The 24,556-nt window shown below is 72.5% G+C and carries 18 protein-coding genes; 11 read left to right on the top strand and 7 right to left on the bottom strand.

Annotated elements, in window-relative coordinates:
• Positions 1-4: 4 nt before the first annotated feature.
• The 4 genes from J7462_RS18635 to J7462_RS18620 all read right to left on the bottom strand — a co-directional run bounded on the left by J7462_RS18635 (position 5) and on the right by J7462_RS18620 (position 4,381).
• Positions 5-2,158 (bottom strand): peptidase domain-containing ABC transporter, encoded by a 2,154-nt coding sequence (locus tag J7462_RS18635; RefSeq protein WP_219465209.1) that lies wholly within the window; start codon positions 2,156-2,158, stop codon positions 5-7.
• Positions 2,155-3,147 carry a TIGR04500 family putative peptide maturation system protein gene (locus J7462_RS18630; RefSeq protein ID WP_219465208.1) on the bottom strand — a complete coding sequence of 331 codons (993 nt, stop codon included), beginning with the start codon at positions 3,145-3,147 and terminating at the stop codon, positions 2,155-2,157. The genes J7462_RS18635 and J7462_RS18630 overlap by 4 nt, the downstream gene beginning before the upstream one ends.
• Positions 3,144-4,139 carry an MvdC/MvdD family ATP grasp protein gene (locus J7462_RS18625; protein ID WP_219465207.1) on the bottom strand — a complete coding sequence of 332 codons (996 nt, stop codon included), beginning with the start codon at positions 4,137-4,139 and terminating at the stop codon, positions 3,144-3,146. The genes J7462_RS18630 and J7462_RS18625 overlap by 4 nt, the downstream gene beginning before the upstream one ends.
• 71 nt (positions 4,140-4,210) lie before the next feature.
• Positions 4,211-4,381, bottom strand: coding sequence for a putative ATP-grasp target RiPP (locus J7462_RS18620; protein ID WP_208564974.1), 171 nt, complete (start codon positions 4,379-4,381; stop codon positions 4,211-4,213).
• Positions 4,382-4,513: 132 nt separating this feature from the next.
• Between J7462_RS18620 and J7462_RS33360 the strand changes: the two genes are divergently transcribed.
• From J7462_RS33360 to J7462_RS18590, 6 genes are all read left to right on the top strand, one after another.
• Positions 4,514-5,923, top strand: a complete 1,410-nt coding sequence (locus J7462_RS33360; protein WP_308290935.1) for a helix-turn-helix transcriptional regulator — start codon at positions 4,514-4,516, stop codon at positions 5,921-5,923.
• Positions 5,924-6,268: 345 nt separating this feature from the next.
• Positions 6,269-7,750 (top strand): endo-1,4-beta-xylanase, encoded by a 1,482-nt coding sequence (locus J7462_RS18610; RefSeq protein ID WP_219465206.1) that lies wholly within the window; start codon positions 6,269-6,271, stop codon positions 7,748-7,750.
• A gap of 207 nt (positions 7,751-7,957) precedes the next feature.
• Positions 7,958-9,499, top strand: a complete 1,542-nt coding sequence (locus J7462_RS18605) for a cellulose binding domain-containing protein (protein WP_219465205.1) — start codon at positions 7,958-7,960, stop codon at positions 9,497-9,499.
• Positions 9,500-9,762: 263 nt separating this feature from the next.
• Positions 9,763-11,445: a serine/threonine-protein kinase gene (locus tag J7462_RS18600; RefSeq protein ID WP_219465204.1), complete on the top strand. Its 1,683-nt coding sequence runs from the start codon at positions 9,763-9,765 to the stop codon at positions 11,443-11,445.
• A gap of 453 nt (positions 11,446-11,898) precedes the next feature.
• Entirely contained in the window at positions 11,899-12,672 is a 774-nt protein-coding gene (locus J7462_RS18595) for a hypothetical protein (RefSeq protein ID WP_219465203.1), read from the top strand.
• Between the two features lie 171 nt (positions 12,673-12,843).
• Complete coding sequence (locus J7462_RS18590) at positions 12,844-12,990, top strand: hypothetical protein (protein WP_219465202.1); 147 nt, start codon at positions 12,844-12,846, stop codon at positions 12,988-12,990.
• Here J7462_RS18590 and J7462_RS18585 read toward each other — a convergent pair.
• Complete coding sequence (locus tag J7462_RS18585) at positions 12,980-13,567, bottom strand: helix-turn-helix domain-containing protein (protein ID WP_219465200.1); 588 nt, start codon at positions 13,565-13,567, stop codon at positions 12,980-12,982. The genes J7462_RS18590 and J7462_RS18585 overlap by 11 nt on opposite strands.
• 47 nt (positions 13,568-13,614) lie before the next feature.
• Between J7462_RS18585 and J7462_RS18580 the strand changes: the two genes are divergently transcribed.
• Positions 13,615-14,400, top strand: coding sequence for a trans-aconitate 2-methyltransferase (locus J7462_RS18580; RefSeq protein WP_219465198.1), 786 nt, complete (start codon positions 13,615-13,617; stop codon positions 14,398-14,400).
• Here J7462_RS18580 and J7462_RS18575 read toward each other — a convergent pair.
• Positions 14,357-14,527, bottom strand: a complete 171-nt coding sequence (locus J7462_RS18575; RefSeq protein WP_219465196.1) for a hypothetical protein — start codon at positions 14,525-14,527, stop codon at positions 14,357-14,359. The two genes, J7462_RS18580 and J7462_RS18575, sit on opposite strands and share 44 nt — an antisense overlap.
• 402 nt (positions 14,528-14,929) lie before the next feature.
• On the opposite strand from J7462_RS18575, the gene trpS reads away from it, so the two are divergent.
• On the top strand, positions 14,930-15,982 hold the full coding sequence (gene trpS, locus J7462_RS18570; RefSeq protein ID WP_219465194.1) for a tryptophan--tRNA ligase: 1,053 nt from the start codon (positions 14,930-14,932) through the stop codon (positions 15,980-15,982).
• Positions 15,983-16,071: 89 nt separating this feature from the next.
• On the opposite strand, the gene J7462_RS18565 is transcribed toward trpS, so the two are convergent.
• Positions 16,072-16,923: an SAM-dependent methyltransferase gene (locus J7462_RS18565; protein ID WP_255597780.1), complete on the bottom strand. Its 852-nt coding sequence runs from the start codon at positions 16,921-16,923 to the stop codon at positions 16,072-16,074.
• A gap of 473 nt (positions 16,924-17,396) precedes the next feature.
• On the opposite strand from J7462_RS18565, the gene J7462_RS18560 reads away from it, so the two are divergent.
• The 3 genes from J7462_RS18560 to J7462_RS18550 all read left to right on the top strand — a co-directional run bounded on the left by J7462_RS18560 (position 17,397) and on the right by J7462_RS18550 (position 24,396).
• Positions 17,397-18,503: an SMP-30/gluconolactonase/LRE family protein gene (locus J7462_RS18560; protein WP_219465192.1), complete on the top strand. Its 1,107-nt coding sequence runs from the start codon at positions 17,397-17,399 to the stop codon at positions 18,501-18,503.
• A gap of 33 nt (positions 18,504-18,536) precedes the next feature.
• The gene (locus J7462_RS32995) at positions 18,537-20,249 is read left to right on the top strand and encodes a PQQ-dependent sugar dehydrogenase (RefSeq protein ID WP_219465190.1); all 1,713 of its coding nucleotides are present in this window, start codon (positions 18,537-18,539) and stop codon (positions 20,247-20,249) included.
• A 208-nt stretch (positions 20,250-20,457) separates the two neighbouring features.
• Entirely contained in the window at positions 20,458-24,396 is a 3,939-nt protein-coding gene (locus J7462_RS18550; RefSeq protein ID WP_374197536.1) for a multifunctional oxoglutarate decarboxylase/oxoglutarate dehydrogenase thiamine pyrophosphate-binding subunit/dihydrolipoyllysine-residue succinyltransferase subunit, read from the top strand.
• Positions 24,397-24,556 lie beyond the last annotated feature (160 nt).

Here is a 24,556-nt window from a genome sequence, read left to right as displayed (position 1 = left end):
CGGCTCAACGGACCGGATCGGGCCACGACCCGACGGCACCGGGTACCCCGGCCAGCCGGGCGAACGGCCCACCGGCGGTCAGCAGCACCCGGGGCGGTCCGCTCTCCACCAACCGCCCCCGGTCGAGCACCAGCACCAGGTCGGCGTCCGCGACCGTCGACAACCGGTGTGCGATGACCAGTCGGGTCATCGGCAGCGTGCGCAGGCTCGCCTCGACGGCCGCCTCGGTCACCGCGTCCAGCGCGCTGGTCGCCTCGTCCAGGATGAGCAGGGCCGGGTCGGCCAGCAGCGCGCGGGCCAGCGCGACCCGCTGACGTTGCCCGCCGGACAGGCCGACGCCACCGTCGCCGAGGTGGGTGTGCAACCCCATCGGCAGGGCCGCCACGTCCTCCTGCAGCGCGGCGAGCCGCAGCGCCCGGGCGACGGCGGCGTCGGAGGCGTCCGGGCGGGACAGCGTCAACGCCTCCCGCAGGGTGCCCGCGCCGAGGTAGGTCCCCTGCAGGACCACCCCGATCTGCCGGCGCACCGAGGACAGGTCCAGCGTGGCCAGATCGTGGCCGTCGACGCGGATGCACCCCCCGGTCGGGGCGTACAGGCCGGTCAGCAGGCCGACCAGGGTGCTCTTGCCGCTGCCCGAACCGCCCACCACCGCCACCTTGCTGCCGGGCGGGATCACGGCGGTGACGTCGCGCAACGCCCAGGGCGACCGCCGGTCGTACCGGAAACTCACCCCGTCGAGGGTGACCAGGCCGGTCAGCCTGGGTGCGGGTACGCCGGGAACGGGTTGCTCCAGCGGTGCGTCCGCGATGTCGGCCAGCCGGTCCATGGTGGGCGCGAGCAGGGTGAACGACGGCAACCGCTGGGCCAGCGCGACCGCCGGGGTGATCGCGGCGACCGCGAGCGCGGACAGCCCGGCCGCCCGACCCGGCGAATCGGCCTGCCCGACCGCCACCAGGAGCATGAGCACCGGGCTCGCCATCGACCAAGCGGCGAGCAGCGCATCCGCGACCGCCGACAACCGGGCCAGCCGGTGCGCCGCCCACACGCCCCGGTCGAACGACTCCTGCCAGCGCTGCCGTACCCGCTGCTGGGCCCCGGCGACCCGGATCGCCGCCATGCCCTGCACCGCGTCGGCCAGCCGGGCCGCCTCCTCACCGGAGGCGAGCAGCTCCTCCCGTTGCAGGGCACCGGAGCGGCGGCCCACCCACAACGCGGTACCCGCCTGGACGGCGATCACGGCGGCGGCCACCAGCCCCAGCACCGGTGCCAGCACCGTCACCACGGTCAGGTAGCCGACCACCAGCAACCCGTCGAGCGCGGTCGCCACCAGCGCCGACGCCAACAGGTCCCGGACACCGGCCACCGCCCGGACCCGGTCGACCAGGTCACCGGCGGACCGGCGGTGGAAGTACCGGTAGACCACCGCGAACAGCCGGTGCACCGTCTCGGTGCCGAGCCGGCTGCCGATACGCCGTTGCAGGGCGGTCACGGTCAGCCCCCGGGCCAGGGACAACGCCCCGGTGAGCACGGCCAGCGCGGCGACGGCGACGAGCCAGGACGCCGCCGGGGGCATGACGGCGTCGATGAGCGCGGCGGTCGCCCACGGTACGGCCAGGCCGGTCGCGGTGAGCAGCACCGAGGTCGCCGCCAGCAGCGCGAGCAGGCCGGTGTGCCGACGCAGCACCGGCACCAGCAGGTCGCGTACCGGTGACGGGGCCGGTGGGACCGGCGGGGCGGGCCCGTCGGGTGCGGCCAACAGCACCACTCCGGTGGTCCCGGCGGAGAACTGGGCGGGTGACAGCCGCCGCCGACCCACGGCCGGGTCGACGACGTCGATGCCGCGCCGGCCCACCCGCTCCACCACCAGGTAGTGGTCGCCGTTCCAGTGCGCCAGCAGGGGCATCGCCAGTTCCCTCAGCCGGGTGGCGTCCCGGCGCAGTGCGGGCAGGGCGATCGCCCGGCAGCGCAGCCCGTGCTCCTGCGCTGCGTCGCGCAGGTCACGCAGGCTCAGGCCGTCCCGGCCGACGTCGAGCCGGGCCCGCAGGTACGACGCCGGGACCGCCCGACCGCAGGCGGCGAGCAGCATGGCGAGCGCACTGGGCCCACAGTCGGTGGCGGCGACCTGGAGCACCACCGGCACCCGGCGCGGCCCGGTCACCGGACCCGGGTCGTCCGGTCCCGGGGCAACCAGAACCACTCGACGTCGGTGTCGGCCCGGCGCTGCGCCAGCCACTCGTCGAACATGGCCCGCTCGACCAGCGCCCGGGTGTCGTCGTCGAGGACGGCCGGCTCGCGGTCGACCACCACCGCCGTCACCGCGGTCCCCGCGATCGTGGTCGGCACCGGCCCGGTGGCGTCGCGCAGCTCCGCCGGGGCCGCGACCGCCACCGGCCGCAGGACGCCGGCGGCCCGGCCGGCGCGGACGGCGGCGGCCACCGTCGCGAGCGCCGTCGCGCGGTCGGTGGGGGGCGTCCCCTCGGCGGTCCAGGCGATCAGGAGCCGGTCGAACGTGGACCGGTGCGCGGCGAACCACTCCGGCAGCCGGTCACCCACCACCCGGGCCCGCAGCCGGGCGACCGCCACGGTGTGCGCGACCAGGTCGGCGAAGTCCTCGGCGGAGAGCCCCCGCTCGGCCAGCCACCGGGCGGTCGACTCGGCATCGAGCAGCCCCTTGGCCCGGCGGTACGCGTCGGCCGCCGCCTGTAGTTCGCCGTCGTCGACCTCGACCGGGTGCTGCTCCAGCTCCTCGGCGACCAGGCCGGTGTCGACCAGCCGGGCGAGCACGTCGTGGTCGTACCAGAGGAAGTCGAGGGCGGTGAGCGCCTCGCCCACCCGCAGCGTCCGGGTGCCGACCCGGGCGAGCTGGTGGTCGGAGTGCCGGACCGCCCCACGAAGCGGCCACGGCAGGGCCGGCGTCGGGCTGTACGCCACGGAGACCGTGCCGGCGGGTTCGCGCAGCAGCACGTCGAAGGAGACGGAGCCGTCGGCGACCTCCTCGTCCCGCACGATCGCCGGATCGGCCCCGGGCCAGCGCTCCCGCAGCGGGGTGAGGCGTCGGCGGGCCTCGGGCAGGCCGGCCCGGTCGACGGTCAGCTCCCGCACCAGGGTGAGGGCCGCGTCGAGCAGGGCCGGGTCCAGGGTGGTCATGTGGTGGCTCCGGGGGTGGGGGCGGGCGTGGTGAGCAGGTCGACCACGGCGGCGGTGATGGGCAGCCCGGTCTCCTCCTCCACCCACAGGTACTGGCCGCTGGGGTTGATCTCGAGGTAGACGTACCGGCCGTCAGGGGTGACGATCAGGTCGAGGGCGCTGTAGCGCAGGCCGAGCGCGCGGGTCAGCGCCACGCACCGGGCGGCGACGTCGGCGGGCAGGTCGTAGCGGCTCAGGGGGGTGTTCCGGTCGTCCTGGCGACGCCAGTCGTGTCGGGCGTGGTTGGACCGCTGGGAGTCGATGGCGGCGGTGAACACCCGGTCGCCGACGACGGTGACCCGCAGCTCGACCCGCTTGGGCACCCGTTCCTGCGTGATGAGGGGGCAGTGGCGTACCCCGTCGACGTGGCCGACGTCGCGGTGGGTGACCGGTTCGGTGAAGCGCATCAGTTCGTCGCGGAGGCTGGTCAGCCCGACCTGCTTGGTGATCATCCGACCGCCGGTGTGGTCGAACAGGTCGAGCACGGCCCCGGGGTCGTTGCCGACGGCGGTGGCCGGCACGTCGAAACCGAGGCGCAGGGCGAGCTGGAGCTGGCGGACCTTCTGCTGGGCCCGCAGCACCACCGGCCGGGCGGCGGGCAGCGCCGGCACGTCGAGGGTCTCCCAGACGTCGCCGACGAACTGCCGGCTCTCCTCGACCACGAAACCGGCGTGGGGTTCGCCCAGGTGGGCCGGGGCGACCGGGATGCCGGGGCGGCGGAACCAGACGGCGGTCACCGTGTCGAGGTCGAGGACCCGGTCACCGGTCCCGAGCGGGTCAGCGTGCCGGACCAGGGTGCGGGTCAGCCGACCGTCCCGGATGGTCACCGACAGCGATGCGCGGGACGGCACGTCGGCCGGGTCGAAGCGGACCCAGTGGACGCCGCGCCGGCCCAGCTCCACCTCGGCCGCGTCGGCGTGCACGTCGTCGGGGGCGGTCAGGATGAGGATCATGGGTGCTCCGGGCGGGGGCCCGCCGACGGTCCGGCCACCCGGGGGTGGGCCGGATCGCCGACGGTGACGGATCAGAAGTCGGTGTCGGTGTCCGGTCGACCCCCGCCGGGGATGTCGTCGATGGTCTTCGACGAGCCCGCGCCGTTGCGCGGCAGCCCACCGAGCATCCCGGCGAGCTGCTCGTCGGCCAGCTCCACCCCGTCGGCGGGAATGGTGTCGATCTGTACGGTCCTGCGCTTCATGGTGTTACCTCTATCTGGTTCGCAACGCCGGCCGGCCGGCTGGACCGGCTGGTGCGAGCAGTCTGTGCCGACCGGGGTGAGCTGGGCACCAGGGAAATCCCCAGGGTTGGTCCCGGGTTCTACGCTCGGCCGGTGTCCACCGAGATCACGGCCGAGCGCCTGCTGTCGGCGGCCGACCGTGCCGACCCGGATCAGTCCGCGCGCCTGGTGTTCCAGGCGTTCCTCGCGCTGTCCCGCACCGCCGACCGCGACCGGTTGCTGGCGTTGCTGGACCGGGTGCGGCGGGCCCACGAGGTGAGCGGTTCGGCGCGGACCGAGCTGATCTACCGCACCCTGGCGGGGACGGCGGCGACCCGGGCCGGCCTCGCCGAGGGCCCGGAGCACCTCGACGCCGCCGTACGGATCTTCGACCGGCACGCCTTCGGTGACGACCCGGTGCTGGTCGAGTGTGCGCTGACCGCGGTGATGACCCTGATGCGTCCGCACGAGGCGCGGCGGTTCGCCCCGCTGCTGGCCGACCTGGACCTGACGCCGGTGGACCGGGCCCGGATGCTCGCGCTGATCGGGGTGGGCGACGCCTGGGCCGGCAACCTCGTCCGGGGCCAGGCCGAGCTGCGGGAGGCGGCCCGGTTGGCCGGGCAGTGCGGCAGCCTCGACGTGCAGGCCGAGGTGACCTCCTGGCTGGCCAAGTGCGACGCGCTGCGTGGTGACCTGGACGATGCCGCCGTCCACCTGGACCAGGCCCGCGAGCTGGCCGCGCGGGTCGGGTCGGCGTGGGTCGCCCACCACCTGCCCGAGTGCACGGCCGCGCTGGCGTTCGCCCGGGGTGACCGGGAGACCTGGGCCGGGCTGCTCGAACTCGTGGTGGCCACCGACGTCGGCGCGACCGCCGGCCTGCAGTACGAGCACCGCTGGGAGCTGGCCACCCATCACGCCCTGGCCGGCCGACCCGGGGTGGCCGGTGAACTGCTCGCCGGGGTCGACGACCCGCCCGTCTCCTGGCCGGGTGGGCCGGTGCTGCCGGCCTGGCGGGCCTGGATCCTCGACCCGGACGCGGTCGGGACGACGGCGGCGCTCACGGCTGCGCTCGACCTGCTGACCCGACCCACCGAGCAGTTGCTGGCCGCCCGGCTGGCCTGGCTGCTCGGCACGCACCACGGTCGGGCCGGCCGGCGGGGCGAGGCGGCCCGGTTGTTGGAGCAGTCGTGCGCGGGTTACGCCCGCACGGGTGCCGCCGGGATGCTGACGCTGGTGATGCGGGATCTCCGGACGCTCGGCGGCGCACCCGTCGCGGGCCCGTCGGGGGTGGACCTCTCCCCGGTCGTCGGGCCGGTGTTCGGGGCGCCCCCGGGCGGGCCGACGTTGACCGAGGCGGAGGCCCGGGTCGCCACCGCGATCGCCAACGGGCTCAGCAACCGGGAGGCGGCCCAACGGCTCTTCCTGTCGGTCAAGACGATCGAGTTCCACCTCGGCAACATCTTCCGCAAACTCGGGGTCCGTAACCGCACCGAGCTGGCCACCCGGCGGGTCCGTGCCCGCTGAGGGCGACGTCGCCGGGTGGTCGGGCGGTGGCGCAGGGTGTCGGGTCGCCAGGACCCTCCCGACACCTGTCGCAGATCGAATGCATTCGATATAACATCACCGCAGGGCAGCGTCACCCCGCACGGGCGTACGACGCGGAGTGTTCGCGATCCACCGGGCGGACCGGGCAGCCGGCCGGTGGTCACCGATGAGGACGCGGCCGGGTGAGTGCCGGTCCGGCGTCCCCTGTGTCGTGCTGGTCCCGCGCGGCGAGTGCGGTGCTCCGGTCGTCGACCCCACAACGATCGGCCGGTTCCGTGCTGGTGCCGCGACGGACCAGACAGAACACCGAGAGGAAACGCACAGATGAACGACGTACCCGCTCCATCGAAACGCCTTACCAGGAGCAGCGTCAGGCTGCTGCTGGGCGGGGCCTGCGCCCTGGCGATCACCGTGACCTCGATGGTCGTGGCCACCACCGCCCAGGCCGACCTCAGCGGGCCGCCCGGGACCACGCTGAAGGCCGCCGCCGAGCGCAGCGGCCGGTACTTCGGTGCGGCCATGGGGGCGGACCGGCTCAACGACTCCGGCTTCCTCAACATCGCCAGCCGCGAGTTCGACATGATGACGGCCGTCAACGAGATGAAGCCCGACGCGACCGAGCCCAACCCCGGCCAGTTCGACTTCAGCAGGGGTGACGCGATCTACAACTGGGCCACCCAGCGCGGCATGCGGTTCCGGGGCCACACCCTGGCCTGGCACGCCCAGCAGCCGCGGTTCTGGGGCAGCCTCAGCGGCAGCGCGCTGCGGCAGGCGATGATCAGCCACATCAACGGCGTGATGGCCCACTACAAGGGCAAGCTCTACGCCTGGGACGTGGTGAACGAGGCGTACGCCGAGAACGGCACCCGCCGGTCGTCGAACCTCCAGTCCACCGGCAACGACTGGATCGAGGTGGCGTTCCGCACCGCGCGGGCCGCCGACCCGTCGGTGAAGCTCTGCTACAACGACTACAACATCGAGAACTGGACGTACGCCAAGACGCAGGGCGTATACAACATGATCAAGGACTTCAAGGCGCGCGGCGTGCCGATCGACTGCGTCGGTCTGCAGACCCACTTCACCGGCGGCAGCTCGCTGCCGGGCAACTTCCAGCAGACGCTGTCCAGCTTCGCCGCCCTCGGGGTGGACGTGGCGCTGACCGAGGCCGACGTCACCAACGCCTCGACCACCCAGTACGCCGGGCTGACCCAGGCCTGCATGAACGTCCCCCGCTGCGTCGGCATCACCACCTGGGGCATCCGGGACAGCGACTCCTGGCGGGGCAACGAGAACCCGCTGCTGTTCGACCGCAACAGCAACCCCAAGCCGGCGTACACCTCCGTCCTCAACGCCCTCAACGCGGCCTCCACCACGGTGCCGGGGACGACCACCCCGCCGCCCACCACCCCACCGACCAGCGCTCCGCCGACCACCCCGCCCACCACGCCACCGACCACCCCGCCGACCAGCGCTCCGCCGACCACGCCGCCGCCCACCGGGCAGCCGGGTGGCTGCGCCGCGACGTACCGCACGGTCAGCAGTTGGAACGGTGGCTTCCAGGCCGAGATCATCGTGACCAACGGCTCCGCCGCCATCAGCGGCTGGACGGTGCAGCTGACGATGGCCAGCGGACAGACCATCGTCAACGTCTGGAACGGCACCAACACCGGCAACAGCGGCGCGGTGAGCATCCGCAACGCCTCCTACAACGGCGCCCTCGGCCCGAACGCCTCGACCACCCTCGGTTTCCTGGCCAACGGCAGCAGCAGCACCGCGCCCGGCAACATCTCCTGCGCCACCGCCTGATCTCCCGCACCACCGCCTGACGGCGGGCACACCACCCACGCCGACCGGGGCCGCAGCCACCAGCTCCGGACCCGGTCGGCGTCCGGGCCGGCCTGCGGCGACCGGGCGTCGTGGTCGACCAGGGTGTGGGCGGCGCCACCGTCGTGGCCGATTCTTGCCGATGCTTCTGCATGTTCCCGGGGCGGCGGAGTCACTTGACTCTTGGTCATGACGCAAACCTGGAAAGCGACCCCCCGCTCGGTGGTCGCCGGTGTGCTGCTCGGCACCACGGTGCTGGTCGGTCCACTGACGGCGGCCTCGCAGGCCGCGCCCAGCCAGCCGTTCGGCACGTCGGCGACGACGCCGACGTCCGAGAACGGCCGCTCCCTGCTCGACCTGATCCCGGCGCAGACCCGGGACCGGATGATCGCCCAGACCCCGCTCGTCGACGCCGCCAACGTCATCCGCACCGCCGTCGACGCCGGCACCCCGCGCGGCTACGCCGGCATCGGGCTGGTGGACGACCATGTCACGCTCTGGTGGAAGGGCACCCTGCCCAAGGACGTCGCGACGGCGGTGACGACCGCTCGCCGTACCGCCCCGGTCGAGGTGGTCGGGGCCACGTACTCCCGTACCGAGTTGAAGAAGGCGGCGGCGAAGCTCACCCCCGTGGTGGACGCCGACCCGAAGGACGCCGCGCACGCCGTCCGGCTCCGTACCGACGGTTCCGGCATCGAGGTCGCCGTCGACCCGAAGGCCGGCGCGAAGCAGCCGAAGCTGCCGGCGACCGGGGTCAGCACCCGGACGGTCGTCCGGGAGCGGATGGTCGAGCGGTCCCGTTACAACGACTCCGCGCCGTACGACGGCGGGATCGGCATCGGCCTCACCACCTACGCCTGCACCGCCGGCTTCGGCGTCCGCAACTACACGACCAACGTGGGCTACCTGCTCACCGCGGAACACTGCGGCCCCATCGGTCAGCCCTGGCACGTCGGCTGGAACACCAACACCAACACCGGCACGTTGATCGGCTACTCGGTCGCCAGCAACGACGACCACGACACCATGCTGGTGTCGACCTCGTCGCCGGGCAGCCACATCTATGTCGGTGGGCAGAACGACGAGGTACGCGCCCAGGTGACCGGCTGGACCCAGGTCTTCCCCGGTCAGCTGCTCTGCCAGTCGGGTTACACCTCGGCCGGTGAGATCGGCGGCCCGGTCTGCAACCTGCGGGTCGACTTCCACTACGACGACATCGAGGACCTGGTCGAGGCCACCCAGCTCGACGGCGACGAGTCGGCCCGGGGCGGCGACAGCGGTGGGCCGGTCTACTCGGTCAACGCCAACGGCACCGTCCTCGCGGCCGGCACCACCACCCGGTCGGCCGGTCCCGGCTTCGGCTTCCAGGACTTCGCCACCGCCCGGGACGACTACGGCGACATCCGGCCGGCCACCGCCCTCGCGAGCACCTGCCGGGTGTCGTACGTGGTGACCAACTCCTGGAACGCCGGCTTCAACGTCAGCGTCACCGTCTACAACGACGGCCCGGCCGTCAACGGGTGGTCGCTCGGCTGGACCTTCCCCGGCAGCCAGCTGGTCCAGGGCTACTGGAACGGCGTCTTCCAGCAGACCGGCGCTGCGGTCACGGTGGGCAACGAGAACCACAACGCCAGCATCCCGACCAACGGGGCGGTCAGCTTCGGCTTCACCGCCAGCGGGTCCCCCACCGTGCCGGCACCCTTCAAGCTCAACGGCACCACCTGCAACTGACCCCCTCCCGGCCGCCCCTGGGGACCTCACAGGAAGCGGCGCAGCAGTCTGGTCGTCCGCCACGATCCGGGTGACCACGAAGAGGGCCCCGCCGGTCATCCCGGCGGGGCCCGTCGTGCTCGTCCGCGCCGGTGGGCCCGCCGACGGCACCGGCGGTCCCGGGCTGGCGGGCGATAGGCTGCCGACGGTGTCCGAGTGATCTGAGGGGTACGCGTGAGTGGCGCAACGGTTCGCGGGCTGGTCGTGGTCTGCGGGCAGCCGACGTGAACGACGGGCTGCGTCCCGGCGACCCGGCCCGACTCGGGGGGTACGAGCTGCTCGACCGCCTCGGTGAGGGGGGCATGGGCAGTGTCTTCCTGGCCCGGTCGCCGCAGGGACGCCGGGTGGCGGTGAAGGTCGTCCGTCCGGAGCTGTCCCACGACGACGAGTTCCGGGGCCGGTTCCGCAGTGAGGTGAACCGGGCCCGCCAGGTCCCGCCGTTCTGCACCGCCGAGGTGCTGGACGCCGACCCGGACCACGACCCGCCCTACCTCGTGGTGGAGTACGTCGAGGGCCCCAGCCTGGCCCAGGTGATCCGCGACGGTGGGCCGCTGGGCTCGGCGCAACTGCACGGCATCGCGGTCGGGGTGGCCACCGCGCTCACCGCGATCCACGGTGCCGGGGTGATCCACCGGGACCTGAAGCCGGCGAACGTGCTGGTGGCACCCGGCGGGATCAAGGTCATCGACTTCGGGATCGCGCGGGCGTTCGAGGCGACCAGCCAGCACACCCGGACCCACCAGATGGTCGGGACCGTCTCGTACATGGCGCCGGAGCGGTTCGACACGGCGTCCGGTCGGGCGGTGGGCCCGGCCGCGGACATCTTCGCCTGGGGTGCCGTGGTCGCCTACGCTGCGACGGGCCGGAATCCGTTCGGGGGTGACTCCGCGACCGCGACCGCGATGCGGATCCTCACCCAACCGCCGGACCTGACCGGTCTGCGGGGGCCGTTGCGGGAGCTGGTCTCCCGGGCGCTGGAGAAGGACCCCGACGTGCGGCCCACCGCGCGGGAGCTGCTCGACGGGCTGTTGACGGTCACCGCCCCGGCGGGTGTTCCGGCCCCGGCGGGTGTTCCGGCCCCGCCCGTCGCGCCGTCCTCCGCCGGTGCCGACCGGCCGTCGGCCGGGTCGCCGGCACCGGTCGCGGCAACCGGCGTCCCCGGCGACGGCCCGGGTGATCCGGCGTCGGCGTCGGGTGGCCCGGGCGAACCGTCGGCGGCGGGGGTGGACGCGGCCGGTCGACGGGTCTCGTCCCGGCGTCGCCTGTTCGTCGGGGTGGGAGCGGCCGTCGCGGTGGTCGCGGTGCTGGTGTCGGTCGCGGTGTTCGGCCCGCGACTGGTCGGCGACCGGTCGACCCCGGATCCGACCGGCGCGGCAGCCGGCGGGCCGACGGCGGGTGGCCCGACGGCCACCGCATCCGGATCGGGTACGCCACCCGCGTCGCCGTCCGCCCCGGACCGTACCCGGGCCATCCTGGCCGGGCAGCGGCAGATCCTGCTGCACGTGGTGGAGATCGACCGTGACCTCTCGCTGCCGTTCGACGGTGTGGTGGGGGTCGGCGACGGGACCACGCCGGACGCCCGTTTCGTGCTCGACCCGGTCGGCGTCGACTTCATGATCAAGTCGCTGAATCCGCAGATCGCCCACCGGCCCTGCCTCGGCGTCAAGCTCGACGCGCAGGGGTACGCCTCCCTGGTGGGCACCGACTGCGAGCCGACCGCGGCGACGCTCTTCGGGATCTCCCGGGAGGGCAAGGACGACAAGGGGCGACTCGCCTACGCCATCGTCAGCGAGCAGTACGGCGTGGTGCAGTGGAGCCCGTCCCAGAAGAAGATCTATGTGGAGGTCCTCGGCGACGCCCCGGTAGGCACCACGTTCAGCCTGGTCGACCGGGGCGCGGTCGGCTAGCTGGGGAGCCGTGCGCCGCGACCCGGTCGGGTGGGGGTCGGTGCCGACCCGGCTCCGCGGGCCGGGAGCGACCGGCTCGCCCGGGCCGACCAGGCGTGCTGATGTCTGTCGATGTTGCCTGATCGGATCCGGTCGTGCTGGAATGGCTCAGATCGCCGCAGCACGGGGGCAACCGCGCTGGCAACGGTGAGCACGGGAGCAGCGCAGTGCCGGCACCGCGCCAGTTCGGCAGCCGCGGGTGCCGCATCGCCGGGCCAGCACCAACGGCGACGGGCAGGTGTCCCGTCGTCGGTGTCCCCGCCTCGCCTTCCCGCACCCGCCGAGACCGCCCCACCTCTGACCGCCATGGGCGTCCGACGCGCCCGGGACGAGGCCGGTGGTGCTCGGGCCGGCCGGGATTTCCCGCTGAGCCCTGCCCGTGTGGTGGGGGTCGGCCGTCATGGAGGAAAGACCATGCGCAGTTTCCTCGCGGTGCTCACCGCCGCCCTGATCCTCGGCACCGCAGCCGGCAGTGTCCCGGCCGGCCCGTCGCCGGCCGCCGAGCGGTCGTGCCCCCGTGGCCTGCTGTTCTGTGAGGACTTCGACCGGCTGCCCCTCGGGGGTCCCCGCACGGTGAACTGGGGCGTCGACACCCGCCACGGCACGCTCACCGTCGAGCGCGCCCGGCGCGGCAACCAGGTGCTGCACCTGCACACGGTCGACAACGGACGCGCCTTCCTGCGGGTCGACGACTTCGCCGCGCCCGGCAACCGCTTCTACGGGCGGATGCGGCTGCGGGTCGACGCCTTCCCCACCGCCCCGGACTGGGCGCACTTCACGCTGGTCGAGGCGACCGGCGCCGGCAGCACGGAGGTCGTCCGCCCGATCGGCGGCCAGTACGCGCCGACCGTCCCCGGCACCTTCTGGGGGGTGGGCGCCGACGGTGGCCCGACCGGCGACTGGACCAACTGGCGGGAGTCCGCCCCGGTCGTCGAGGACACCTGGCAGTGCTTCGAGTGGCAGCTCGACCCGGCGGACAACCGGGTCGCCGTGTGGATCGACGGCGTGGCGAACCCGGACCTGACCGCCTCCACCACCGCACACGGCGGCAACGACGTGCCCTTCGTGTTGCCCACGGTCGACACCGTGAAGATCGGCTGGCAGCTCTACCAGGGTGGCACGACCCCGGGCGCGTTCGACCTGTGGATCGACGACATCGCCCTGTCCACCAAGCGGCTCGGCTGCTGACACCTGCCGGTTGCGCCCTCCGAGCGGGACGACGATCCGTCGTCGTCCCGCCCGGACGGGTGTAGGGCGGGACAGGCCGACCCGGGACGGTTGCCGGGGGTGGGTTTCCCGACCGGGCTGTCCGGGGTAGAGAGCATCCCGCCCGTTCGTCAACCTCCTGAGGGGACAGTCATGTCGGCACAGGCGTTTCTCTATGTCATCGCGGTCATCCTGCTCGTGCTCGCCGCCCTGCCGATCCCCACCCGGGGGTTCTCGCTGGCGCTGCTCGGGGCGGCGTGCGCGCTGCTGGCCTACGCCTGGCCGGTGATCACCGCTTAGCCGCCGGGCGGCCCGGATGCGGCGGGTGTGGGCCGAGGTGGCTGCGCTCGCCCTCGTGGTCGAGGATGCAGAGGATCTCGGCCGGGCCGTCGTGCGCGCCGAACGCGTGCGGGACCAGGGTGGAGAACTCGGCGGCCTCGTTCGTGCCGACGAGGATCGTCCGGTCTCCGAGGCGCAGCTCGATGGTGCCGGAGAGCACGGTGAACCAGTCCCGGCCCGGGTGCACCCGCAGGTCGGTCGGGACGTCCCTGGTGATCCGCAGCTTGGCGACGGTCTGGTTGCTGTCCCGGGAGAGCAGCCAGGTGGTGACGCCCCGGTCCTCGTCGCAGTGCGGACGGATCACGACGTCGTCGTCGGCGTCGGACTCGACCAGCCGGTCGAGGGTGATGCCCAGCACCCGGGCGATCGTGGCGATCTGGTCCAGGGCGACCCGCCGGTGTCCGGTCTCGATCCGGCTGAGCGTGGACGGGCTGATCAGGCAGCGGTGGGCCAGCTCGTCCAGCGACCAGCCCCGGGCCACCCGCAGGCTGCGGATGCGCTGCCGGACCAGGGTCTCCAGATCCTTGTCTTGCCTCATAGGCAAGATGCTATGCCAGTGAGGCATGGTCGGGCTACCGTTTCCCCATGGCACACGACCACCTCATCGAGCTGCTCGACCTGGACGCGGAGGTGCTCCACGAGTATTTCCGCGACGTGATCGGCTGGGTCGGCCGCGAGGCCACCGCGCAACCCCACGTCGTCGACCTCGGTGCCGGCACCGGCACCGGCTCCCTCGCCCTCGCGCGGGAGCTGCCCGGCTCCACCGTCACCGCGGTCGACCTCTCCCCGGAGATGCTGTCCCACCTGCGTGACCGGGCCGACGCGGCCGGGCTGGGCGACCGGATCCGCACCGTCGAAGCCGATCTCGACCAGCCCTGGCCCGACCTCGGGCCGGTCGAGGTGATCTGGGCCGCCGCGTCGATGCACCACATGAAGGATCCGGCGACCGCGCTCGCGTCCGCGTACGGCATGTTGCGGCCGGGCGGTCTACTGGTGATCGCCGAACTGGAATCGTTCCCGCACTTCCTCACCGGCACCCCGGACGAGGAGGTGGAGCGGCGCTGGCACGCCGAGGCGGCGAAGCGGCGGCAGGAGGCGGGCCTGCACATGCACGAGAACTGGGGCGAGCGGATGAGGCAGGCCGGATTCACCTCGGTCACCGAGCGGCACTTCGACATCGACCTGCGTCCACCGGCACCGGCCGCCACCACCCGCTACGCGCAGGCCACGCTGAGCCGGATGCGCCACGGGCTGGAAGGGCGGCTCTCCGCCCTGGACCTCGCCGCGCTGGAGCAGACCGTGGCAGGTCTGGCGACCCGTGCCGACCTCAGCGTCCGTACCGGGCGGACGGTCTGGCTGGCCCACCGCTGACCGCACCGACACCGATGACGAAGGTGGCGAAGACACCGATCCGTTGCCGGCCGGGCAGCACCAGCCGACCGAGCAGGCCGACGAGGGCACCGATGAGCACCGCACCGAGATAACCGGTCACCAGCATCGAGTCACTCCCTCCCGAGGGTGGGGGAGTACATGCCCGCCCGGCGTACCACCGGAAACCTCCGCACCGCGCGCCCGGCCCGGGTCGGACCGGGCCGCGGTGGCCGCGCGGGGCACCGCAGGCCCGCGCCGACCGGCCACGTCCGGCGCGCGCCCGCCGGCACGGCGAGGTGTCCTTCAGGTACGCCCACGGCGTCGGGCCGGTCCAGTGGTGGCAGGTCAACGCCTCGGACGATCATCCGGTCCCCGCCGATTCGGTGCGTGGTCGGGATCGCGTCGCCGGTGTCCGAAGTGGGGTCCGTGTCATCATGGCGTCGAGACCGACCCTTCAGGAGATGGTGTGAATTCCGCCGTACCCCAGACCGAAGATGCCGGTGCCGCTGCCTCAGCCCGGCCGACCGACGTGCTCGGGACATCCGCCGCGCAGACCCGCAGCGCCGTGCTGGAGGAGCTGATCCGTAAGGACCCGGGGCAGTTCCGGGTGCTCACCGGTGACCGTCCCACCGGCCGCCTGCACCTCGGTCACTTCTTCGGCACGCTGCACAACCGGGTCCGGCTCCAGGAACTCGGGGTGGAGCTGTTCGTGGTCATCGCGGACTACCAGGTCCTCACCGACCGCGACGTGGCGGACAATCTGCTCCAGCACGTCGAGGAACTGGTCCTGGACTACCTGGCCATCGGGGTGGACCCGGCCCGCAGCACGATCTTCACGCACGGGGCGGTGCCGGCGCTCAACCAGTTGATGCTGCCGTTTCTCAGCCTCGTCTCGGTGTCGGAACTCAACCGCAATCCCACCGTCAAGGACGAGATCTCGCATTCGCGGCAGTCCGCCGTCAGCGGCCTGATGTTCACCTATCCCGTCCACCAGGCCGCCGACATCCTGTTCTGTAAGGCGAATCTGGTGCCGGTCGGCCAGGACCAGCTTCCGCACCTCGAACTCACCCGGACGATCGCCCGTCGTTTCAACGACCGGTACGGCTGCGGCAAGGCGGTGTTCCCCCAGCCCGACGCGCTGTTGTCGAGTGCTCCGCTGCTGCTCGGCACGGACGGCACCAAGATGAGCAAGAGCCGGAACAACGCCATCACCCTGGCCGCCACCGCCGACGAGACCGCCCGCCTGGTCAAGGGGGCCAAGACCGACTCGGAGCGGCACATCAGCTACGACCCGGCCACCCGACCGGAGGTGTCGTCGCTGCTGCTGCTGGCGGGCCTGTGCCAGGGGCGTACCCCGGAGCAGGTGGCCGCCGACATCGGGTCGGCGGGGGCGGCGGCGCTCAAGAAGGTCGTCACCGAGTCGGTCAACGAGTACCTGGCCCCGATCCGGGCCCGTCGGGCCGAGTACGGGCAGGACCGCGCCCACCTGCGGGCCATCCTGGGTGAGGGCAACGAGCGGGCGCGCGCGGTCGCCGACGCCACCCTCGCCGAGGTGCGGGCGGCGATGAACACCTGCTACTGACGTCGGCCGTGGCCGGTGGCGTGCTCGGGGAGCCGGCCGCCGGCCACGGGTGTGGCCGGCGGCAGGTCACCGACGGCAGTGCCCGACGTTCAGACCTTGCGGGCCACCCCACCGACGATGGTGTGGTAGGTGGCGGTCTGCCGGGAGTCGTCCTCGCCGTCCGGGTGCCACTCGGCCAGCGGGACCAGCCCGGGCGGGATCAGCTCCAGGTCGCCGAAGAAGCCGAGGATCTCGTCGCGGGTACGCCACCGGCCGGTGCCCAGCGTCTCGTTGAAGACCTTCTCCACCGCCCGCGCCTTCGCGGAGACCTCGGGCTGGGTCTCGCCCGGGTCGTAGAAGTGCGAGATGGCCAGGTAGCTGCCGGTGGGCAGGGCGTCGATCAGCCGGCGGGCCACCCCGGCGGGATCGTCGTCGTCGTGCAGGTGGTGCAGGATCGCCAGGAGCAGCAGCCCGACCGGCTGGTCGAAGTCGATCAGCTTGCGGTCGCGCATCTCCGCCAGCAGCTCGTCCGGCTGCCGGACGTCGGCACCGACCACGGTGGTGGTCCGGGCGTCGGCGAGCAGGGCCCGGCCGTGGGCGAGGGCCATCGGGTCGTTGTCCACGTAGACCACCCGGGCGTCCGGGTCGACCTGGTGGGCGATCTCGTGCACGTTGCCCCGGGTGGGCAGGCCGGAGCCGAGGTCGAGGAACTGGCGGATGCCGGCTTCGGCGGCCAGGTAGCGGACCGACCGGCGCAGGAAGGCCCGGCAGGCCCGCCCGGCCTCCGGACCGTCCGGGGTGACCTGCATCGCCATCTGGGCGGCCTCCCGGTCGACCGCGAAGTTGTCCTTGCCGCCGAGGTAGTAGTCGTACACCCGGGCGATGCTGGGCCGGGTGGTGTCGACGCCCGGCGGCGCCACCTTGTCGCTCGTCAACGCTTCGATCCCTCCGAACAGGGCCATGGTCGGTGAATACTGGCGGGGAGACCACGACACCCATGGCTGCCGAACCGGTGCCGGCCCACGACGTGGGTCGGATCTGCCCTGAGGGTAGATGAGCGCGCTCCCATCGTCGATTCCGCCTCTGTCGGTAACGCGGCAGGAGAGTGCGAATCAGGACTGTCGGTGCGTTTGCGCGACCCGATCGGCGTCCACAGTCGACCGGTCCACGATGGTCGGCGGCGGAACGTCTCCGCCGTCGCGGCGGCGGGCCGCGCCGGAGCGACCGGACGGACGCGGGGAAATCCATCGACCAGACCCGATCACCATGTGGACCGGCCCGGTGGCCGGTGTCCGGAAGTTCCCGGCGGTCCATCGGTATTGACCAGCATCTTAGTAAGAAATCCGGATCATTGCCGGGATCGGTGGATCGCCACCCATGCGGTGGGGTGGTTCCTAATTTATGCTGCCCGTGACACATCGATACCGGTGTATCAATGCCGGTGCCACCCCGCGACCGCCAACGACGGCCGCTCCGTTCGCCGATCGGAGTTCCCGATGGTCCTGCAACCGGCCGCCACCGTGCTGGCCAGCCTCCTGCTCGCCCTGCCCGCCGCCGTCCCGGCGGGCCCGACACCGCGCCCGCACCGTCGGCCGGTCAGCCCGCCGCCCTCGCCGGCCCACCCGGCGCACCGCCCGGTGTCTGCCCGACCGGCACCGGATACGGCCCGCCGCTGCCGTCGACCTCGGTCACGGCCACGAAGATCCGTGGCGGCTTCGCCTTCCTGGAGGGCCCCGTCTGGATCGCCGACCGGGGCTACCTGCTCTTCTCCGACATGGCCGCGGCGACCGGGTCGGAGTGGGTCCAACCGTCCACGATCAGGCGGTTCACCCCGCCGGCCACCTTCGACACCTTCCTCGGCAATGCGGGCAGCAACGGGCTCGCGCTCACCCCCGACGGGCAGCAGCTCGTGGCCGCCACGCACGACCAGCGCAGCGTCTCGACCTACCGGCTCGACAACCTGGCCCGGGGCGTCGTCGCCGGCAACTACCAGGGGCGGGCGTTCAACTCGCCGAACGACGTGGCGGTCCGCTCCGACGGCGTCGTCTACTTCACCGACCCCAACTTCCAGCGCGGCAACCGCCCCGACCAGATGGGCGGGCGGACCAGCGTCTTCCGTGTCTCGAACGGCCAGGTGTCGCTGGTCGACGACGCGCTGCGCCAGCCCAACGGCATCGCGCTCTCCCCGGACGGCGGCACCCTCTACGTCGGCGCCTACGGCGAGAACAAGATCTACAAGTACGCCGTCCAGCCCGACGGCAGCACCGGCCCCCGCAGCGTGTTCGTCAACTACGTCGGGGGTCCGGACGGCGGCACGATCGACTGCGCCGGCAACGTCTACTGGACGTCCGGCGGCGACGGGCTGGTGCACGTCTACTCGCCCACGGGCAGCCAGCTCGGCACGATCCGGTCCGGCCCCAGCGGCACCACCAACGTGGCGTTCGGCGGGTCCGACCGGCGCACCCTCTTCGTCACCTCGGGCCGTACCAACGACTCCGGCCTGTACAGCGTGCGGCTCAACGTGCCGGGCTACCCGTACTGACCACGACCAGGCTCTGAGAAAGGGACGTATCGCGTGCGAATCAGTCCTCGTCATGCCACCCTGGCCCTGTTGACCAGCGCCTGCACCATCCTGGCCGGCGCACCCGTCTCCGCCGGCCCGCCGACCGGGACGACCGCGCCGACCGGGACGACCCTCGCCCGGGCCGCCGCCGACACCCGGCCGCCCACCGCGCCGGGCTACCTGCGCAGCAGCAGGCTGACCTGTCAGTCCGTCACGCTCACCTGGTCCGCGTCCCGGGACGACGTCGGCGTCGCGTACTACGACATCTACCACGACGGCCAGCTGGTCACCTCGGTAGCCGGCAACACGCTCACCGCCACCCTCACCGTCGCCCAGGGCGTCACCTGGGGGTGGTACGTCAACGCCCGGGACGCCGCCGGCAACGTGTCGCAGGCCAGTGCCACGCTCTCCGTGACACCGCCGTTCTGCCAGTCGGACACCCAGCGGCCCACCACCCCGACCAACCTCGCCGGCACCGCCAACGGCACCGACGTGACCCTGACCTGGACGGCGTCCACCGACAACGTGGCGGTCACCCGGTACGACATCCTGCGCGGCGGGGTGACGGTCGGCTCGGTCACGGGCACGGCCGCCAACCCGCCGGCGACCTCGTTCACCGACACCGGGCTGGCCGCCGCAACCGATTACCAGTACACGGTCGTCGCCCGGGACGCGCAGGGCAACACCTCCACGGCGAGCAGCGCGGTGACCGTGCGCACCGGGTCGGCCTGCACCAGCGCGGTCTGCGGCACGACGGTGGTCACCACCGAGCGGGACCTGCCGTGGGGGCTGGTGCAACTGCCCGACGGCACGGTGCTCTACGGCCGGCGCGACCTGTTCGACGTCGTCGCGATGAACCCGGACGGCAGCAACAAGCGCAGCATCGGCACGGTGCCCAACGTGGCCGGCACCAACGGCGAGGGCGGGGTGCTCGGCCTGGCCGTGTCGTCGAGTTTCACCACCGACCGCTGGCTGTACATCTACCACACCACCACGACCGACAACCGGATCGTCCGCATCCGCTACGACGGCACGTTGCAGACCGGCACGGTGCAGGTGCTGGTCACCGGCATCCCGCGCAACAAGTACCACAACGGCGGGCGGCTGCGCTTCGGCCCCGACGGGATGCTCTACGCCGCCACCGGCGACGGGCAGAGCCCGGACCGCGCCCAGGACGTCAACGACCTGGGCGGCAAGGTGCTGCGGGTACGCCCCGACGGCACCGTGCCGTCGGACAACCCGTTCGGCAACGCGGTGTGGAGCTACGGGCACCGCAACCCGCAGGGGCTGGCGTTCGACTCCCGGGGCCGGCTCTTCGAGCAGGAGTTCGGCAACAACGTCATGGACGAGACCAACATCATCGTCCGGGGCGGCAACTACGGGTGGCCGGCCTGCGAGGGCACGGTGGGGTCCTGCGCCAACCCGAACTTCATCGCCCCGGTACGCACCTACCCGGTGGCGGAGGCGTCGTGCAGCGGCCTGGCCATCGTCCGGGACGTGCTGTATCTCGGCTGCCTGCGGGGCAACCGGATGTACCGGGCGGTGATCAGTGGGAACACCCTCACCGACGTGCAGCAGTACTTCGTCGGCACGTACAGCCGGCTGCGGACCGTCGAGCCGACCCTCGACGGGAACCTGTGGTTGACCACGAGTACCGGCGGCGACAAGGACAGCATCCCCAACAACAGCAACGAGCGGATCCTCAAGGTGACCCTGGGCAGGTAGCCGGGTCCGCTGCGCGTCCGGTAGCCGCGACCGCGTTCCACCGGACCACCACCTGCGGTGCGGTCGCCGACCATCCCGGTCGGCGACCGCACCGGCCCGGGCCCGCAGCTGACCCCCGGCGGAGCGGGACCGGACTTCCGGTGGAGCGGGATCTGCCGGTGGGCCGTGTCCACAATGCTGGGACGTGGCGGCGTAGCCTGAATCGGACGTGGTTTCCGTCCACCGTGATGAGACCGTCGCGTGCCGTCAATCTGAGGTGAAAGAGGCGAACCCGGCTGTGTCGACCCAGCAGACCTCGCAGGACAATCCGCTCGCGGATTTCGGTCCCAACGAGTGGATCGTCGACGAGATGTACCAGCGCTATCTGGCCGATCCGACGAGCGTCGACCATGCCTGGCACGACTTCTTCGCCGACTACCGACCGCCACCGGCCACGCCCACCCCGCCACCGGCCTCGACCGCCCCGCCAGAGGACGCGGCCACCCCGCCTCAGGACACCACCCCGCCAGAGGACGGGGCCGCGCGAGAGGGCGGGGCCGCGCGAGAGGGCGGGGCCGCGCGAGAGGGCGGGGCCGCGCCGCAGGCGGCGGCTGCGCCGGATGTGGTGAGGCCCGCGGACGCCCACGCCGGGGCGGCGACCGGGGCGAGCGCACCGACCCCGCCGACCGCCCGGGCCGGGCAGGCTCCCGCGTCCGGCGAGCGGGCCGGGTCGCCCGGTGGGCGGTCCGGCGGAACCCGGGCGACCGGTGGGAAGACCTCCGGCGGTGGCGCGGCGGGTGACCCGGCCACCGCCGCGAGCACGGTCCCGCTGCGCGGGGTCGCGGCCCGCATCGTGCAGAACATGAGCAGCTCGCTGCATGTGCCGACCGCCACCAGTGTCCGCGCCGTGCCGGCCAAACTGCTGGTGGACAACCGCATCGTGATCAACAATCATCTCGCCCGGGGCCGGGGTGGCAAGGTCAGCTTCACCCACCTGATCGGTTGGGCGCTGGTGCGCGCGGTCGTCGCGCATCCGGAGATGAACAACTCCTACGCCGAGGTGGACGGCAAGCCCGCGCTGGTGCAGCCGGAGCACGTCAATCTCGGTATCGCCATCGACCTGGCCCGGCCGGACGGGACCCGCACCCTGGTCGTACCGTCGATCAAGAAGTGCGAAAGCATGGACTTCCGGCAGTTCTGGCAGGCGTACGAGGACGTGGTCCGGCGGGCCCGGCGCGGCGAGCTGACCATGGAGGACCACTCGGGCACGACGATCTCGCTGACCAACCCGGGTGGCATCGGCACCGTGCACTCGGTGCCCCGGCTGATGCCCGGCCAGAGCGCGATCATCGGCGTCGGCGCGATGGAGTACCCGGCGCCGTACTCGGGCATGTCCGACGAGACGCTTGCCGACCATGGCATCAGCAAGGTCACCACGTTGACCAGCACGTACGACCACCGGGTGATCCAGGGCGCGCAGTCCGGCGAGTTCCTCAAGACGGTCCACGAGTTGCTGCTCGGTGAGCACGGCCTCTACGACGACATCTTCACCTCGCTGCGCATCCCGTACGAGCCGGTGCGCTGGATGCGGGACGTGGCCCGGACCTCCGAGGGGCAGATCGACAAGGCCGCCCGGGTGATCGAGCTGATCCACGCCTACCGGGTGCGCGGGCACCTGATGGCCGACACCGATCCGCTCGAGTTCACGATCCGCCGGCACCCCGACCTGGACGTCCTGCAACACGGCCTGACCCTGTGGGACCTCGACCGGACCTTCCCGGTCGGTGGCTTCGCCGGCCGGCAGAAGATGCGGCTGCGCGACGTGCTCGGCGTCCTGCGGGACACCTACTGCCGCCGGGTCGGCGTCGAGTACATGCACATCCAGGAGCCGGAGGAGCGTCGCTGGATCCAGGAGCGCATCGAGATCAGGTACACCAAGCCGGACCCGGACGAACAGCAGCACCTGCTCAACCGGCTCAACGCCGCCGAGGCGTTCGAGACCTTCCTGCAGACCAAGTACGTCGGTCAGCGTCGCTTCTCGCTGGAGGGTGGCGAGTCGCTGATCCCGCTGCTCGACGAGGTGCTCCAGGCCTGTGCCGAGGGCGGCTTCCACGAGCTGGTCATCGGCATGGCCCACCGGGGCCGGCTCAACGTGCTCGCCAACATCGTCGGCAAGCCGTACGAGAAGATCTTCAACGAGTTCGAGGGCCAGATGGACCCGGACTCGGCGCACGGCTCCGGCGACGTGAAGTACCACCTCGGGCAGACCGGCAGGTACACCACGCCCGACGGCCAGCACTGCACCACCGTCAGCGTGGTGGCCAACCCGTCGCACCTGGAGGCCGTCGATCCGGTGCTGGAGGGCATCGTCCGGGCCAAGCAGGACCGGCTCGACCTGGGCCTGGAGGGCTACACGGTGCTGCCGGTGCTGGTGCACGGTGACGCCGCGTTCGCCGGGCAGGGGGTCGTCGCCGAGACGCTCAACCTGTCCCAGCTGCGTGGCTACCGCACCGGCGGGACCGTGCACGTGGTGGTCAACAACCAGGTCGGCTTCACCACCGCCCCGGAGTACAGCCGTTCGTCGCTCTACTGCACCGACGTGGCCCGGATGATCCAGGCGCCGATCTTCCACGTCAACGGCGACGACCCGGAGGCGGTGATCCGGGTCGCCCGGCTGGCCTTCGAGTACCGCCAGGCGTTCAACAAGGACGTCGTGATCGACCTGGTCTGCTACCGCCGCCGTGGGCACAACGAGGGCGACGACCCGTCGATGACCAACCCCCGGATGTACGAGATCATCGATGCCAAGCGCAGCGTCCGGAAGATCTACACCGAGGAGTTGATCGGCCGGGGCGACATCACCGTCGAGACCGCGCAGCAGCAGCTCCGCGAGTACCAGGCTGAGCTGGAGCGGGTCTTCAAGGCCAGCCGGGACGTGGCCGTCGCGCCGTCGCGGGCCCGCCCGTCCTGGTCCGCGGCGCCCGAACAGCAGGTCGACACCGCCGTCGACGCGGCGGCCGTCCGTGCGGTCGGCGAGGCGCACCTGCACCTGCCGGAGGGGTTCACCGCGCACAAGCGGGTCCAGCAGGTGTTGCAGCGGCGGGCGCGGATGGCGGTCGAGGGCGGTATCGACTGGGGCTTCGGTGAGCTGGTCGCCTTCGGCTCGCTGCTGAGCCAGGGCGTCACCGTCCGGTTGGCCGGCCAGGATTCGCGACGCGGCACGTTCACCTCACGGCACGCCGCGGTCGTCGACGCGGCCACCGGTGAGTCGTACCTGCCGCTGTCCCGCCTGGCCGCCGGCGACGCCCGGTTCTTCGTGCACGACTCGCTGCTGAGCGAGTACGCCGCCATGGGCTTCGAGTACGGCTACTCGGTGGAGAACCCCGATGCGCTGGTGCTCTGGGAGGCGCAGTTCGGTGACTTCGCCAACGGTGCGCAGTCCATCATCGACGAGTTCCTCTCCTCCGGCGAGCTGAAGTGGGGTCAGCGGTCGTCGCTGGTGCTGCTGCTGCCGCACGGGCAGGAGGGGCAGGGGCCGGACCACTCGTCCGGGCGGCCGGAGCGCTTCCTGCAACTGTGCGCGCAGGACAACATGCGGGTCGCCATCCCCAGCACCCCGGCCAACTACTTCCATCTGCTGCGCCGGCAGGCCCTGTCGGCCAAGCGCAAGCCGCTGGTGGTCTTCTCGCCGAAGTCGCTGCTGCGGCACCGGCTCTGCGTCTCGGACGTGGCGGCCTTCACCACCGGCGGTTTCCAGCCGGTGCTGGACGACGGCGGGCCGGGTGTCGAGGCGCCGTCCGCCGAGAGGGTCAGGCGGGTGCTGCTCTGCTCCGGCAAGGTCTACTACGACCTGGTGCAGGCCCGCGCCGACCGCGGCATCGGCGACACCGCCATCGTCCGGCTGGAGCAGCTCTACCCGCTGCCGGTCGGGGAACTCCGGGCGGTGCTCGACCGGTACCCCCACGCGGAGGACGTCGCCTGGGTGCAGGAGGAGCCGGCCAACCAGGGTGCCTGGTCGTTCGTGGCGCTCAACCTGGTGGAGCACCTGGACGGGGTGCGGCTGCGCCGCATCTCCCGTCCGGCCGCCGCCGCCCCGGCGGTCGGCTCCGCCAAGCAGCACGAGGTCGAGCAGGCCGCGATCATCGACGCGGCGCTGCCGCAGCCCTGAGGTACGGGTGACGAACGGACGGGGCGGCTCGCCGGTGTGGTGAGCCGCCCCGTCCGTCAGGGTTCGGGTGGTGGGGTCAGCCGGTGACCTCGGTCGTGGCGTACGTCTCGCGGAGCGGACGGGTGTCGCGGTGTCGGCCCGTCCGGGTGCCCGGTCGCCT

The sequence above is a fragment of the Micromonospora sp. RL09-050-HVF-A genome, from assembly GCF_019374995.1.
GTDB lineage: Bacteria > Actinomycetota > Actinomycetes > Mycobacteriales > Micromonosporaceae > Micromonospora > Micromonospora antibiotica.
The sequence above is the reverse complement of the archived record's forward strand: the minus strand, read 5'-3'. Positions and strand labels throughout refer to the sequence as shown.